Genomic DNA, 14,365 nt, shown 5'->3' on the forward strand with positions numbered 1-14,365 from the left:
ACCTGCGCGGATCGGTCGCGGCTCCTCAGATGTGCAGGGCGTGGCCGAGCGCCTTCATCGCGGCCTCCGGGAAAGCCTCGCCCAGCGTCGGATGGGCGTGGATCGTGCCGGCGATATCCTGCAGCGTCGCGCCCATCTCGATCGCGAGGCCGAAGGCGGCCGAGAGTTCCGAGACACCTTGCCCGACTGCCTGGATGCCGAGCACCAGCTCGCTGCCGGCCTGCGCCACGACGCGGACGAAGCCAGCCTCGCCATGGCGGGTCATGGCGCGGCCATTGGCGGCGAAGGGGAACTGGCCGATCTTGAGCTCGTGGCCGGCGCGCTTGGCTTCATCAGGCGAGAGGCCGACCGAGACAATCTCGGGATCGGTGAAGCAGATCGCCGCGATGCCGCGCTTGTCCCAGGCACGCGGCAATCCGGCGACGATCTCCGCCACCATCTCGCCCTGCGCCATGGCGCGATGCGCGAGCATGGGTTCGCCGGTGACGTCGCCGATGGCGTAAATGCCGCGCATCGCCGTCTCGCAGCGCTCGCCGATGCGGATAAAGCGGCCATCCATGTCGAGCACGAGGTTTTCGAGGCTTAAGCCCTCGGTCACCGGCTTGCGGCCGACCGTCACCAGGATCTTGTCGGCCGGCAGGCTGCGCTCCTTGCCATCCGCCGTCTCGATGCGCAGGCCGTCGCCCTTGGGGGTAGGCCCGAGCGCCTTGGCGCCGGTGAGCACCTCGACGCCGAGCGCGGTCAGGCGCTTGGAGATCGGGCCAGTCAGCTCGGCATCGTAGAGCGGCAGGATCTTGTCCTGCGCCTCGACGACGGTGACCTTGGCTCCGAGCTTGGCGAAGGCTGTGCCCAGCTCCAGCCCGATATAGCCGCCGCCGACGACGACGAGGCGCTTCGGCACCTCCGTCAGCGCCAGCGCGCCGGTCGAGGAGATCACGCTCCCGCCGAAAGGCAGGAAGGGCAATTCGACCGGGGCAGAGCCGGTGGCGATGACGATGGCCTCGGCCTGAATCGTCTTCGGGCCGGTCTCGGTCTCGACGACCACGGTCTTGCCGTCGCGGAAGCGGGCCTTGCCGTGGACGATCTTGACCTTGGCCTTGCGCAGCAGCGCCGCGACGCCGTTGTTGAGGCGCTGGACGATGCCGTCCTTCCAGGCCACCGCCTGCTTCAGGTCGAGCTTCGGCTCGGCCGCCGTCAGGCCGAAGGGCGTCTTGCCGGCCGCTGCTTCCGCCGCCTTCTCGAACTCCTCGGCGACATGGATCATCGCCTTGGAGGGGATGCAGCCGACATTGAGGCAGGAGCCGCCGAGCTTGGTGCTCTCGACAATGACGGTGTCGATGCCGAGCTGACCGGCACGGATGGCGCAGACATAGCCGCCGGGGCCGGCACCGATGACGAGGAGCTTGCAGGTGATTTCTGTCATGGCGTGCTCCTCATAGATCCACGAAGAGCGTGGCCGGGTTCTCCAGCAGCTCCTTCAGCCGCTGCACGAAGACGGCCGCGTCCCAGCCATCGATGACGCGGTGGTCGAAGCTCGAGGAGAGGTTCATCATCTTGCGCGGCACGAAGGTGGTGCCGTCCCAGACCGGGCGCACGACCATCTTGTTGACGCCGACGATGGCGACCTCCGGATAGTTGATCACCGGCGTCGTCGCGATGCCGCCGAGCGCGCCGAGCGAGGTGATGGTGATGGTCGAGCCGGTGAGCTCGTCGCGCGTCGCCGTGCCGTCGCGGCCGCGCTCGGCGAGGCGGGCGAGCTCGATGCCGCAGCCCCAGAGATCGCGGGCCTCGGCATGCTTCACCACCGGCACGATCAGGCCGGTCGGCGTCTGCGTGGCGATGCCGATATTGATCGCGGCATGCTGGCGCACGATCCCGGCCTCGTCGTCATAGAGCGCATTCAGCGCCGGCTGCTCGGCCAGCGCCTTGACCATGGCGCGCATCAGGAAAGGGAGCAGCGTCAGCTTCGGCCGCTCCGGCGTCGGCTTCCTGTTCAGCGTCGCGCGCAAATCCTCCAGCGGCGAGACGTTGACCTCTTCGACGATGGTGATGTGCGGGATGCGCGATTTCGACAGCGCCATCTTCTCGGCGATGCGGCGGCGCAGGCCGACGACCTTCACCTCGGTGACGGCGCTCTGCTCGACGAGCCCGCCGCCACGCGCCGGCTCCGGGCCGCGCAACAAGAAGGCGTCGATATCCTGATGGGTGACGCGGCCGGCAGGGCCGGTACCCTGGACCTGGCGCAGGTCGACCCCGGCCTCGCGCGCCTTCAGGCGCACGGCCGGCGAAGCCAGCGGCTTCTCGCCCGGCGCGCGGCGCTGGATAGGGGCCGCGTCGGCACGCACGGCCTTCGGCGGCGGAGGCGGTGCTGCCGGCTTGGCGGGAGCTGCCGATGCAGCAGGCTTCTCCCCCTTGGGCGCTGGTGCGACCGGAGCCGGCTTCTCGGCAGGCGCTTCCTCGGCAGGCTCTTCAGCCACCGCGCCTTCAGCGCCCGCCACCTTCAGCTTCACGATGGCCGAGCCGATCGCGACGGTGTCGCCGACCTCGGCGCCGACCCAGGTGACCTCGCCCTCGACAGGCGAGGGAATCTCGACCGTCGCCTTGTCGGTCATCACGGCGGCGAGCAGATCGTCCTCGCGGACGATGTCGCCGACCTTGACGTGCCACTCGACGAGTTCGGCTTCCGCGATGCCCTCGCCGACATCCGGCAGCTTGATGATGCGCTCGACCATCAGCGTGCCTCCATGATGTCTAGCAGCGCCTGTCCGAGGCGGGCGGGGCCGGGGAAGTAGTCCCATTCCTGCGCATGCGGATAGGGCGTGTCCCAGCCGGTGACGCGCATCACCGGCGCCTCCAGATGGTAGAAGCAGTGCTCCTGCACCAGTGCAGCAAGCTCGCCGCCGAAGCCGGAGGTCAGCGTCGCTTCGTGCAGCACGATGCAGCGGCCGGTCTTCTGGACCGAGGCGATGATCGCCTCCAAATCAAGCGGGACGAGCGTGCGCAGGTCGATGATTTCGGCATCGATGCCGGTATCCTCGGCCGCCGCCAGCGCGACATGGACCATGGTGCCATAGGCGAGGATGGTGACGGCGGAGCCTTCGCGACGCGTCACCGCCTTGCCGAGCGGCACGGTGTAATGGCCCTCCGGCACCTCCGCCAGCTCATGCTTCGACCAGGCCGTGACGGGCCGGTCATGGTGGCCGTCGAAGGGGCCGTTATAGAGCCGCTTCGGCTCTAGGAAGATCACCGGGTCGGGGTCCTCGATCGCGGCGATCAGCAGGCCCTTGGCGTCATAGGGGTTGGAGGGGACGATGGTCTTCAGGCCGGAGACGTGCGTGAAGAGCGCTTCCGGGCTCTGGCTATGGGTCTGGCCGCCGAAGATGCCGCCGCCAGTCGGCATGCGGATCACCATCGGACAGGTGAAGTCGCCGGCCGAACGGTAGCGCAGCCGGGCCGCTTCCGAGACGATCTGGTCATAGGCCGGATACATGTAGTCGGCGAACTGGATCTCGACGCAGGGTTTCAGGCCATAGGCCGCCATGCCGATGGCGGTGCCGACGATGCCGGCCTCGCTGATCGGCGCGTCGAAGCAGCGCGACATCCCGTATTTCTGCTGCAAACCGTGGGTGCAGCGGAAGACGCCGCCGAAGAAGCCGACATCCTCGCCGAAAACCACAACATCGTCGTCGCGGCCCATGGAGACGTCCATGGCGGAGCGGATCGCCTCGATCATCGTCATGCGTGCCATCGGGTCAGACTCCGATCTGCTGGCGCTGACGGCGCAGATGTGGCGGCAGCTCGGCATAGACGTCCTCGAAGATGTCGCGCGCCGAGGGCTTGCCGCCGGAATGCAGCGTGCCGAAGCTTTCGGCCTCCTTCTGCGCCGCGATGACGGTGGCGAGGATTTCCGCTTCCGCCTGCTTGTGGCGCTCCTCCGACCAGGCACCGACCGCGATCAAATGCTGCTTCAAGCGGATCAACGGGTCGCCCAAGGGCCAATCGTCGGATTCGTGCTTGGGGCGATAGGCGGAGGGGTCGTCCGAGGTGGAATGGGCGCCGGCGCGGTAGGTGACGTATTCGACCAGCGTCGGCCCGAGATTGCGGCGGGCGCGCTCGACTGCCCATTGCGCGACGGCATAGACCGCGAGGTAGTCGTTGCCGTCGACGCGCAAGGCCGGGATGCCGAAGCCGAGACCGCGCGCTGCGAAGGTGCCGGAGCCGCCGCGCGCGATGCCCTGAAAGGTCGAGATCGCCCACTGGTTGTTGACGACGTTGAGGACGACCGGCGCCTTGTAGGTCGAGGCGAAGACGAGCGCGGCGTGGAAATCCGATTCCGCGGTCGAACCGTCGCCGATCCAGGCGGCGGCGATGCGGGTGTCGTTCTTGATCGCCGAGGCCATCGCCCAGCCGACGGCCTGGACATATTGCGTCGCGAGGTTGCCGGAGATCGAGAAGAAGCCGTGCTCCTTGGAGGAGTACATCACCGGCAATTGCCGGCCCTTCATCGGGTCGCGCTCGTTCGAGTAGATCTGGCACATCATGTCGACGAGCGGATAGTCGTGCGCGATCAGCAGGCCGGCCTGGCGATAGGTCGGGAAGTTCATGTCGCCGGGCTGGAGCGCGATGCGGAAGGCGCAACTCACCGCCTCCTCGCCGGTGTGCTGCATGTAGAACGAGGTCTTGCCCTGGCGCTGCGCCATCTGCATGCGCCCGTCGAAGGTGCGCAGCGTCATCATGTGGCGCAGCCCCCGGATCAGATCGTCATGCGAGAGATCGGGCACCCAGGGGCCGACCGCCTCGCCCTCGCGGTTGAGGACGCGGATGATCGAATAGGCGAGATCGCGGATATCCTTGGGGTCGACATCGACGGGCGGGCGCGCGACGGAACCGGCCTTGGGGATCACGACATGGGAGAAGTCCGGTTTCTCGCCCGGGCGACTCGCCGGTTTGGGGACATGGAACTGCAGTGGCTGGGTTACTGCCGGCGCCTGGCCTGCCTTGTCGCTGCTCATGAGCGCCTCCATCCCTGTCGCCGCCAGCATTCCGCCTTTGCCGGCGTCCGGCAAGGCGTTCCGTCAACGGCGCTGCCATGCCCTGCGACCGCAGCCGCCGGCAATCGTTCCCCTTGCAACCAACGCTAGCTCCACCGCCCCGGAGGTTCCTTCCGAATTTGCCGGCATCCCGGAAGCGTGGCAGAAGATCATTCTGACTTGTAGCCAAAACCCAGAATGATCGCCCGATGAATAAAAAGAGCCAGAAGAGTCCTGCTCTCGATCCGATCGATCGCAAGATTCTTGCTGCATTGCGGGAAGACGGGCGATTGACCACCCAGGCCCTGGCCGAAAAGGTCGGCCTCTCGCCCTCGCCCTGCTGGACGCGGGTGAAGCGGCTGGAGGAGGCCGGCGTCATCGAGAAATACGTCGCCCTGCTGGATCATCAGGCGCTCGGCTACAACAATGTCGTCTTCGTCGAGATCACGCTCGACAAGCATGACGACAAGGTGCTCGACCAGTTCGCCGAGGCGCTGGTGAAGGCGCCGGAGGTGGTCGAGGCGCATCTGGTCACCGGCGAATACGACTATCTCGCCAAGGTCGTGGTCAGCGGCACCGACCATTACGAGCGCTTCCTGCGCGGCACGATCTACCGCATTCCGGGGGTCAGGCAGACGCGGACGACCTTCGGATTGCGGGCCCTGAAGCGGACGCTCTCGGTCGATCCGCTGAAGGTGGTGGGATGAGCGGTGTCGTCGATGACAGACGCGGGGAACCCCTCTCCCGGATGGGAGAGGGGCAGGGGTGAGGGCCTGCCGCTGATCGTTAAAAACGGGGCAGTGCCGTTGTGCCCTCAGTGCTGAGGACGGGCCCTCATCCGGCCCTCCGGGCCACCTTCTCCCATCCGGGAGAAGGAAAAAGCGTCGCGGTACCAGAGTCTGACTGGCGCCTTACGCCAGCATCTCCCGCACCAGCGGCACGACCTTCTCGCCGTAGAGCCGGATGCACTCCATCGCCTTCTCATGCGCCAGCGGGCCGGCGCTGTACTTGAGCTGGAAGCGGGCGATGCCCAGCCCCTTGGCGGTAGCAGTGATCTTGCGGGCCACCGTCTCGGGCGAGCCGAGATAGAGCGAGCCGCGCGCGACCTCCTGCTCGAACTCGTCGCGGCCCATCGGCGGCCAGCCGCGCTCGGCGCCGATGCGGTCGCGCATCTGCTTGTAGGCCGGGAAGAACTCCTCCTTGGCCTGCTCGTCGGTCGCGGCGACATAGCCCGGCGAATGCACGCCGACGGGCTTCGCCGGCTTGCCGATCTGGCCATAGGCGCGGTGGTACAAGTCGACGAACGGCTTGAAGCGCAGCGGGTCGCCGCCGATGATGGCGAGCATCAACGGCAGGTCGTAGCGCACCGCGCGCACCACCGATTCCGGGCTGCCGCCGACGCCGATCCAGGTCTTGAGCGGGCCGTTCTCGACCGGCGGATAGACGAGTTGGTCCTTCAACGACGGCCGGATCGAGCCCTGCCAGGTCAATGGCTCCTGCGGCAGCAGACCGGCGAAGAGATCGAGCTTCTCCTCGAACAGCTTCTCGTAGTCGCGCAGGTCGAGCCCGAAGAGCGGGAAGGACTCGGTGAAGGAGCCGCGCCCCAGGATCACCTCGGCGCGCCCGTTCGAGAGCGCATCGACCGTCGAGAAGCGCTGGAAGACGCGGATCGGATCGTCCGAGCTCAGCACGGTGACGGCCGAGCCAAGCTTGATCCGGCTGGTGCGCGTGGCCATGCCGGCCAGCACCGTCTCCGGCGACGAGACCGCGAAATCGGCACGGTGATGCTCGCCGACGCCGATGAAATCGATGCCGATCTCGTCGGCCAGGACGGCTTCGTCGACGAGATTGCGGATCACCTGCGCATGCGGCAGCGGCTTGCCGCCCGTCCCGTTGGTGACGTCGCCGAAGGTGTCGAGTCCGAATTCCAGTTCCTGTGCCATGATCATCCCGAGGCCGCGACGCGACCCTTTGCCTGCCGGCCATCCCGGCTCCCCGCAGTTAGGGTCGGGGTTGCTGCAGCGCAATTCTCCAGGCGTTGCCCTCACAGCAACAGCCTGTTTGCAGGGCTGCAACCGCCCCGCTTGCAACCGGCCGCCGCTATGCCGATGCTCTGCTGCGCGGCGGCATGCGTCGCATCCGAAGCGACCTCATGATCATTCGCCAACTGGTCTATCTCGACGCGCTTGCGCGCGAAAAACATTTCCGCCGCGCAGCCGAGGCCTGCCATGTCTCGCAGCCGACGCTCTCGGCCGCGATCGTGCAGCTCGAGGAAGAGCTCGGCGTGATGATCGTCGAGCGCGGGCGGCGTTTCCAGGGCTTCACCAAGGAAGGCGAGGTCGTGCTCGCCCATGCCAGGCGCATCCTGGCCGAGGCCGAGGTGATGAAGGATTCGATCGCGGAGCTGCGTGAAGGCGTCTCCGGCCGGATCAGGCTCGGCGCGATCCCGACCGCGCTGCCGATGATCGCCCATATCACCGCGCCCTTCTCGGAGCGCTATCCGGCGGTGTCGCTGACCGTGCTCTCGCTGACCTCGCAGGAGATCCAGCAGGGCATCGACGATTTCGAGCTCGATGTCGGGCTGACCTATCTCGACAACGAGCCGCTCGACCGGGTGATCTCGAAGCCGATCTACCAGGAATCCTATGTGCTGCTGACGCGCGAGGACGGGCCGTTCGGCGCGCGCGACACGATCACCTGGGCCGAGGCCGCCGAGCAAAAGCTCTGCCTGCTCACAGGCGACATGCAGAACCGGCGCATCATCGACGGCATCTTCCGCTCGGTCGGCACGGCGCCGCGCCCGATGATCGAGACGAACTCGATCTTCAACCTCTGTTCGCATGCCGGCATCCAGGGCGTCTCCAGCATCGTCTCGCTGCAATTGCTGGAATTCTTCGGCGTGCCGCTCGGCACGCGGGCGCTGTCGCTGGTCGAGCCGGAGGCGCAGCGCACGATCGGGCTGATCGTGGCGGACCGGCAGCCGGTGGCGCCGCTCGCGCGCAACCTCCTGATGATGACGAAGCCGGTCACCGATGCGGGCCTGCCGCGCCGCCCCATCATTCGATAGTCTTCGCCTATCGTCTTAGAAGCGGCGCAGCATTGTGCAGCGCAAAACGGCCCTCCGGGAGAATTTTTGGAGCCACCCAAACCCGCCGCATGGCGGACGCACGCCTATATCGCGCAGATTGATAGCTATAAACTATCACACATTCGAAAGAATCGATTTGAAATCATTCCAGTTTCAACCACCCTTCCCATAACGAGCGTCCGGCGAACCGGGCCTATGGAGGAAAGATGGCGGGTTATCCGGCCTGGGATCAGGACAGCGCACGCATGATCGTCGCGGGCCTCGCGCATCTGGAAGGCGCCACGCTGCCGATGCTGCACGCCCTTCAGGACGAGTTCGGCTATGTCGACCCTCAGGCCGTGCCGCTGATCGCGGAAGCGCTTAACCTGTCGCGCGCCGAGGTCCATGGCGCGATCTCCTTCTATCACGACTTCAAGACCACCCCGCAGCCGGCCCGGGTCATCAAGCTCTGCCGGGCGGAGGCCTGCCAGGCTTTGGGCTGCGAGAGCGTCGTCGACGAACTCGCCCGCAACCACGGCATCGCGGTCGACGGCCACCATGCCGGCGACGCCATCGTCGAAACGGTGTATTGTCTCGGCAATTGCGCGCTCGGGCCCTCGGCCCTGATCGATGGCGAACTGATCGGGCGCGTCGATGCCGCCCGCATCGCCGGGCTCTGCCAGCACGGAAGGGCGCATTCATGAGCGCCACCCCGGTTCGCATCTTCGTTCCCGTCGACGCCGCCGCCCTGTCGGTCGGCGCGGAAGCCGTCGCGCATGCCATCGCCTTTGAGGCGACGACGCGCGGGCTTTCCGTCGAGATCGTCCGCAACGGCTCGCGCGGGATGCTCTGGCTGGAGCCGCTGGTCGAGGTCGAGACGCTTGAAGGCCGCATCGCCTACGGGCCGGTCGCGGCGAAGGACGTCGCGTCGCTGTTCGATGCCGGCTTCGCTTCGGGCGGCGCTCACGCCTTGCGCCTCGGCAAGACCGAAGAACTCGACTGGATGAAGCGCCAGCAGCGGCTCACCTTCGAGCGCGTCGGCGTCATCGACCCGCTTTCGATCGCCGATTACCGCGCCTATGGCGGCTTCAAGGGGCTGGAGAAGGCGCTGGCGCTCACTGGCGGCGAGATCGTCGAGGCCGTGAAGGCCTCCGGCTTGCGCGGACGCGGCGGCGCGGGCTTCCCGACCGGGATCAAGTGGAAGACCGTCCACGACGCCAAGGCGGAGCAGAAATATATCGTCTGCAACGCCGACGAGGGCGATAGCGGCACCTTCGCCGACCGAATGCTGTTCGAAGGCGACCCCTATCTCGTGATCGAAGGCATGGCGATCGCCGCGATCGCGGTCGGGGCGACGCGCGGCTACATCTATCTGCGCTCGGAATACCCGCATGCCCATCGCACGCTCCAGCGCGCAATCCTGAAGGCGGAAGCCGCCGGACTGATCGGCGCCTCGGTTCTGGGCTCGGAGCACGCCTTCCATCTGGAAGTGCGGCTCGGGGCCGGTGCCTATATCTGCGGCGAGGAGACCTCGCTGCTCGAAAGCCTCGAAGGCAAGCGCGCCATCGTCCGTGCCAAGCCGCCGCTACCGGCGTTGCAGGGCCTGTTCGGCAAGCCGACCGTCGTCAACAACGTGCTCTCCTTCGCCGCCGTGCCCTGGATCATGGACCATGGTGCGCAGGCCTATGCTGATTACGGCATGGGCCGCTCGCGCGGCACGCTGCCGATCCAGCTCGGCGGCAATGTCAGGCGCGGCGGGCTGATCGAACTCGCCTTCGGCATCAGCTTGCGCGAGATCATCGAGGATATGGGCGGCGGCACGCTGTCCGGCCGGCCGATCCGGGCCGTGCAGGTCGGCGGGCCGCTCGGCGCCTATCTCACGGCCGGTCAGCTCGACGTGCAGATGGACTACGAGGCGCTCGCGGCGATGCGCGCGATGCTCGGCCATGGCGGCATCGTCGTGTTCGACGATAGCGTGGACATGGCCAAGCAGGCGCGCTTCGCCTTTGAATTCTGCGCCAAGGAAAGCTGCGGCAAGTGCACGCCATGCCGCATCGGCGCGACCCGCGGGGTCGAGACGATGGACCGCATCATCGCCGGCACCGAAGTGCCGAAGAACATTGCCGTGCTGCGGGATCTCTCGAAGCTGATGACCGACGCCTCGCTCTGCGCCATGGGCGGGCTGACCCCCATGCCGGTGCTGAGTGCGCTCAACCATTTCCCAGAGGATTTCGACCGTCCTCCGCTGCCGCTGGCAGCCGAGTGAGGAGGCCACGATGAGCCTGATCAAGGAAATCGACTACGGCACGCCGATCCGGCTTTCCGAGAAGACGGTGACGCTGAGCATCGACGGCCAGAGCGTCACGGTCCCGGCGGGCACCTCGGTGATGGCCGCCGCCATGAGCCTCGGCACCAAAATCCCCAAGCTCTGCGCCACCGACTCGCTCGAACCCTTCGGCTCCTGCCGACTCTGCCTCGTCGAGATCGAGGGTCGGCGCGGCACGCCGGCCTCCTGCACCACGCCGGCCGAAGAGGGCATGGTCGTGCGCACCCAGTCGGAGAACCTCTCCGGGCTGCGCAAGGGGGTGATGGAGCTCTATATCTCCGACCATCCGCTGGATTGCCTGACCTGCTCGGCCAATGGCGATTGCGAATTGCAGGACATGGCCGGCGCCGTCGGCCTGCGCGAGGTCCGCTACGGCTATGAGGGCGAGAACCACGTCTTCGCCAAGGGCAAGGACGGCGCGGTCAACGAGAACTGGCTCGCTAAGGACACCTCCAACCCGTATTTCACCTACGACCCGTCGAAATGCATCGTCTGCAATCGCTGCGTGCGGGCCTGCGAGGAGGTGCAGGGTACCTTCGCGCTGACGATCACCGGGCGCGGCTTCGACTCGCGCGTCGCGGCCGGCCCGACCGACTTCCTGGGTTCGGAATGCGTTTCCTGCGGCGCCTGCGTGCAGGCCTGCCCGACCGCGACGCTGATGGAGAACAAGGTCATCGAGCACGGCCAACCCGAGCATTCGGTGGTCACGACCTGCGCCTATTGCGGCGTCGGCTGCTCGTTCAAGGCGGAGATGCAGGGCGACCGCGTCATCCGCATGGTGCCCTACAAGGACGGCAAGGCGAACGAGGGCCACTCCTGCGTCAAGGGCCGCTTCGCCTGGGGCTATGCCACCCATACCGACCGCATCACCAAGCCGATGATCCGGGCGAAGATCACCGACCCGTGGCGCGAGGTGTCGTGGGAAGAGGCGATCAATTACGCGGCTTCCGAGTTCAAGCGCATCCAGGCCCAATACGGCCGTGAATCGGTCGGCGCCATCACCTCGTCGCGCTGCACCAACGAGGAGGTCTTCCTCGTCCAGAAGCTGGTGCGCGCCGCCTTCCGCAACAACAATGTCGATACCTGCGCCCGCGTCTGCCACTCGCCGACCGGCTATGGGCTGCGCACGACGCTCGGGACCTCGGCCGGCACGCAGGACTTCAAGTCCGTCGCCAAGTCCGACGTCATCCTGGTCATCGGCGCGAACCCGACCGACGGCCACCCGGTCTTCGCCTCGCGGATGAAGAAGCGCATCCGCCAGGGTGCCCGCCTGATCGTCGCCGACCCCCGCCGGATCGACATGGTGCAGTCGCCGCATGTGAAGGCGGACTACCACCTGCCGCTGCGCCCCGGCACCAATGTCGCGCTGCTCAATGCGCTCAGCCATGTCGTCGTTACCGAGGGGCTGATCGACGAGGCCTATGTCCGCGAGCGCTGCGATCTCGGCGATTTCGAGCACTGGGCCCGCTTCGTCGCCCGCGAGGAGAACTCGCCGGAGGCGAGCGAGACCTATACCGGCGTGCCGGCGGCCGATGTGCGCGCCGCGGCACGGCTCTACGCCACCGGCGGCAATGGCGCGATCTATTACGGGCTCGGCGTCACCGAGCACAGCCAGGGCTCGACCACGGTAATGGCGATGGCCAATCTCGCCATGGCGACCGGCAATATCGGGCGCGACGGCGTCGGCATCAACCCGCTGCGCGGGCAGAACAATGTCCAGGGCTCCTGCGACATGGGCTCCTTCCCGCACGAGTTCTCGGGCTATCGCCACGTCTCCGACGATTCGACCCGGCAGGTCTTCGAGATGCTCTGGGGCGTGCCGCTCGATCCCGAGCAGGGCCTGCGCATCAACAACATGCTGGACGAAGCGGTCGAGGGCACGTTCAAGGGCCTCTATGTCCAGGGCGAGGACATCGCCCAGTCCGACCCCAACACCAAGCATGTCACGGCCGGCCTCGCTTCGATGGAATGCGTCGTCATCCAGGACATCTTCCTGAACGAGACGGCGAAATACGCCCATGTCTTCCTGCCGGGCGCCTCCTTCCTGGAGAAGGACGGCACCTTCACCAATGCCGAGCGCCGCATCAACCGCGTGCGGCAGGTGATGGCTCCGCTCGCCGGCAAGGACGAGTGGCAGGTGACGATCGATCTGGCCCGCGCGCTGGGCTACGAGATGGCCTATGGCCATCCGAGCGAGATCATGGACGAGATCGCCCGGCTGACGCCGAGCTTCGCCGGCGTCTCCTACGACAAGCTCGACAAGCTCGGCTCGGTGCAGTGGCCCTGCAACGACAAGGCGCCGACCGGCACGCCCCTGATGCATGTCGACCGCTTCGTGCGCGGCAAGGGCAAGTTCATGATTACGGAATACGTCCCGACCGACGAGCGGACGGGGCCGCGCTTCCCGCTGCTGCTCACGACGGGCCGCATCCTCTCGCAATACAATGTCGGCGCGCAGACCCGCCGCACCGAGAACGGCGCCTGGCATGACGAGGACATGCTGGAGATCCACCCCTTCGACGCCGAGAGCCGTGGCATCCGCGACGGCGACCTCGTCGCGCTCGCCAGCCGTTCGGGCGACATCGCGCTCCGGGCGATAATTTCCGAGCGGATGCAGCCGGGCGTGGTCTACACCACCTTCCACCATGCCAAGACCGGCGCCAACGTCATCACCACCGACTATTCGGACTGGGCGACGAACTGCCCGGAATACAAGGTGACCGCCGTCGACGTTCGGCGCACCAATGCTTATTCCGCCTGGCAGGAGAAGAATTTCGAGGAGGACGTGACCTTGCGCCGGATCGCGGAGCGCCTGCCCGATGCCGCGGAATAACCCCGAAGCCCAGCCGCCGGCCTCGGCCGCCGTGACGGCGCAGCCGCTGCGCTTCGGCGCAGAGCGGGAGGGCGCGCGCGAGATCGAGGTCGCGGTCGAGACCCCCATCAACATCGTCTATGGCAACATGCCCTATGCGGTGATGATGGCGAGCCCGTCCGATCTGGAGGATTTCGTTGCCGGATTCAGCCTGACCGAGGGCATCGTTCGAGACGCCTCCGAGATCCGCAGCGTCACTGTCGAGCCGAAGGACGAGGGCGTCATCGTCACCGTCGAGCTCGCGCCGGGCCGCTTCCGCGAGCATCTGGCGCGGCGGCGCAATCTCTCGGGCCGGACCTCCTGCGGTCTCTGCGGGGTCGAGACCATCGAGGAAATTCCGATGGCCGATGCGGCGACGCGGGCCTCCCGCGCCGTATCGGCCTCGGCGATCGAGGCCGCGCTCGCAGCGCTCGACAAGCACCAGCCGCTGAATCAGCTGACCCGCGCCGTCCATGGCGCCGCCTGGTGCGATACCTCGGGCACGATCCTGGCCGTGCGCGAGGATGTCGGCCGCCACAACGCCCTCGACAAGCTGATCGGCGCGCGGCTGCGGGCCGACGCGGATGCCCGTGACGGCTTCCTGCTCGTCACCAGCCGCGCTTCCTTCGAGATGGTCGAGAAGGCCGCGATCTTCGGCGCGGGAACGCTGGTCGCGATCTCCGCGCCGACCTCGCTCGCGATCGAGCGGGCCCGGCATCTTGGCCTTACGCTCGCCGCCGTGGCGCGGCGCGACGGCTGCATCGTCTTCACCGGTGCGCTCGCGCCGAAGCCTGAGACGATCGCCCGATGACGGAGGCCGGCCTGACCACCGATCACCACGCCGAAAACGTCGAGAAGCTCCGGCGCATGGCCGGGCAGATCGCCGATTTCTTCAAGGCCTATCCGGAAGCGGAGGCCGCCGCCTCCGTCGCCGACCATATCAACCAGTTCTGGACCGGACGCATGCGCGGCGACTTCCTTGCCGCCTTCGTCAACCGGCCGGAGGACCTCACGCCCCTGCTGCGGCAAGCCCTGCCGAAGATCAGGCCGGGGCGCGGAGGTTAGCAGCCAGACGCCGGTCCTGCCGGCGA

12 protein-coding genes are annotated in these 14,365 nt (G+C 67.1%); 7 read left to right on the plus strand and 5 right to left on the minus strand.

The genetic code is table 11. The annotated features are described in order from the left end of the window. Window positions 1-25 precede the first annotated feature (25 nt). From lpdA to IED13_RS18660, 4 genes are read right to left on the minus strand one after another with little or no spacing between them, the layout of a single operon-like run. Entirely contained in the window at window positions 26-1,423 is a 1,398-nt protein-coding gene (gene lpdA / locus IED13_RS18645) for a dihydrolipoyl dehydrogenase (protein WP_191125059.1), read from the minus strand. 10 nt (window positions 1,424-1,433) lie between these two features. Then, entirely contained in the window at window positions 1,434-2,732 is a 1,299-nt protein-coding gene (locus IED13_RS18650) for a dihydrolipoamide acetyltransferase family protein (RefSeq protein WP_191125060.1), read from the minus strand. Beyond that, window positions 2,732-3,748, minus strand: coding sequence for an alpha-ketoacid dehydrogenase subunit beta (locus IED13_RS18655; protein WP_191125061.1), 1,017 nt, complete (start codon window positions 3,746-3,748; stop codon window positions 2,732-2,734). Before IED13_RS18655 ends, IED13_RS18650 begins: the two co-directional genes overlap by 1 nt. A 4-nt stretch (window positions 3,749-3,752) precedes the next feature. Continuing rightward, window positions 3,753-5,012, minus strand: coding sequence for a 3-methyl-2-oxobutanoate dehydrogenase (2-methylpropanoyl-transferring) subunit alpha (locus tag IED13_RS18660; protein WP_113254478.1), 1,260 nt, complete (start codon window positions 5,010-5,012; stop codon window positions 3,753-3,755). Between the two features lie 227 nt (window positions 5,013-5,239). On the opposite strand from IED13_RS18660, the gene IED13_RS18665 reads away from it, so the two are divergent. Continuing rightward, window positions 5,240-5,737 carry an Lrp/AsnC family transcriptional regulator gene (locus IED13_RS18665; RefSeq protein ID WP_112763874.1) on the plus strand — a complete coding sequence of 166 codons (498 nt, stop codon included), beginning with the start codon at window positions 5,240-5,242 and terminating at the stop codon, window positions 5,735-5,737. A 204-nt stretch (window positions 5,738-5,941) separates the two neighbouring features. Here IED13_RS18665 and IED13_RS18670 read toward each other — a convergent pair whose 3' ends face one another. Beyond that, a complete protein-coding gene (locus IED13_RS18670; RefSeq protein ID WP_191125062.1) occupies window positions 5,942-6,973 on the minus strand; it encodes an LLM class flavin-dependent oxidoreductase in 1,032 nt (343 codons plus the stop codon). A gap of 209 nt (window positions 6,974-7,182) precedes the next feature. On the opposite strand from IED13_RS18670, the gene IED13_RS18675 reads away from it, so the two are divergent. The 6 genes from IED13_RS18675 (at window position 7,183) to IED13_RS18700 (ending at window position 14,339) form a co-directional block, all read left to right on the plus strand. Next, window positions 7,183-8,097, plus strand: a complete 915-nt coding sequence (locus tag IED13_RS18675) for a LysR family transcriptional regulator (protein WP_210323668.1) — start codon at window positions 7,183-7,185, stop codon at window positions 8,095-8,097. 227 nt (window positions 8,098-8,324) lie between these two features. Continuing rightward, the gene (locus tag IED13_RS18680) at window positions 8,325-8,801 is read left to right on the plus strand and encodes an NAD(P)H-dependent oxidoreductase subunit E (protein WP_191125063.1); all 477 of its coding nucleotides are present in this window, start codon (window positions 8,325-8,327) and stop codon (window positions 8,799-8,801) included. Beyond that, window positions 8,798-10,363, plus strand: coding sequence for a formate dehydrogenase beta subunit (locus tag IED13_RS18685; RefSeq protein WP_191125064.1), 1,566 nt, complete (start codon window positions 8,798-8,800; stop codon window positions 10,361-10,363). The genes IED13_RS18680 and IED13_RS18685 overlap by 4 nt, the downstream gene beginning before the upstream one ends. Window positions 10,364-10,373: 10 nt before the next feature. Then, window positions 10,374-13,256 (plus strand): formate dehydrogenase subunit alpha, encoded by a 2,883-nt coding sequence (fdhF, locus tag IED13_RS18690; RefSeq protein ID WP_191125065.1) that lies wholly within the window; start codon window positions 10,374-10,376, stop codon window positions 13,254-13,256. Further along, a complete protein-coding gene (gene fdhD, locus IED13_RS18695) occupies window positions 13,243-14,085 on the plus strand; it encodes a formate dehydrogenase accessory sulfurtransferase FdhD (protein ID WP_191125066.1) in 843 nt (280 codons plus the stop codon). The genes fdhF and fdhD overlap by 14 nt, the downstream gene beginning before the upstream one ends. Beyond that, on the plus strand, window positions 14,082-14,339 hold the full coding sequence (locus tag IED13_RS18700) for a formate dehydrogenase subunit delta (protein ID WP_191125067.1): 258 nt from the start codon (window positions 14,082-14,084) through the stop codon (window positions 14,337-14,339). The genes fdhD and IED13_RS18700 overlap by 4 nt, the downstream gene beginning before the upstream one ends. Window positions 14,340-14,365 lie beyond the last annotated feature (26 nt).

The organism is Allobosea spartocytisi, assembly GCF_014764685.1.
Taxonomy (GTDB): Bacteria; Pseudomonadota; Alphaproteobacteria; order Rhizobiales; family Beijerinckiaceae; genus Allobosea; species Allobosea spartocytisi.

Excerpts from the sequence above, each read along its gene's own strand:
- lpdA (WP_191125059.1), bottom strand. The coding sequence starts at position 1,423 with ATGACAGAAATCACCTGCAAGCTCCTCGTCATCGGTGCCGGCCCCGGC.
- IED13_RS18650 (WP_191125060.1), bottom strand. The coding sequence starts at position 2,732 with ATGGTCGAGCGCATCATCAAGCTGCCGGATGTCGGCGAGGGCATCGCG.
- IED13_RS18655 (WP_191125061.1), bottom strand. The coding sequence starts at position 3,748 with ATGGCACGCATGACGATGATCGAGGCGATCCGCTCCGCCATGGACGTC.
- IED13_RS18660 (WP_113254478.1), bottom strand. The coding sequence starts at position 5,012 with ATGAGCAGCGACAAGGCAGGCCAGGCGCCGGCAGTAACCCAGCCACTG.
- IED13_RS18665 (WP_112763874.1), top strand. The coding sequence starts at position 5,240 with ATGAATAAAAAGAGCCAGAAGAGTCCTGCTCTCGATCCGATCGATCGC.
- IED13_RS18670 (WP_191125062.1), bottom strand. The coding sequence starts at position 6,973 with ATGGCACAGGAACTGGAATTCGGACTCGACACCTTCGGCGACGTCACC.
- IED13_RS18675 (WP_210323668.1), top strand. The coding sequence starts at position 7,183 with ATGATCATTCGCCAACTGGTCTATCTCGACGCGCTTGCGCGCGAAAAA.
- IED13_RS18680 (WP_191125063.1), top strand. The coding sequence starts at position 8,325 with ATGGCGGGTTATCCGGCCTGGGATCAGGACAGCGCACGCATGATCGTC.
- IED13_RS18685 (WP_191125064.1), top strand. The coding sequence starts at position 8,798 with ATGAGCGCCACCCCGGTTCGCATCTTCGTTCCCGTCGACGCCGCCGCC.
- fdhF (WP_191125065.1), top strand. The coding sequence starts at position 10,374 with ATGAGCCTGATCAAGGAAATCGACTACGGCACGCCGATCCGGCTTTCC.
- fdhD (WP_191125066.1), top strand. The coding sequence starts at position 13,243 with ATGCCGCGGAATAACCCCGAAGCCCAGCCGCCGGCCTCGGCCGCCGTG.
- IED13_RS18700 (WP_191125067.1), top strand. The coding sequence starts at position 14,082 with ATGACGGAGGCCGGCCTGACCACCGATCACCACGCCGAAAACGTCGAG.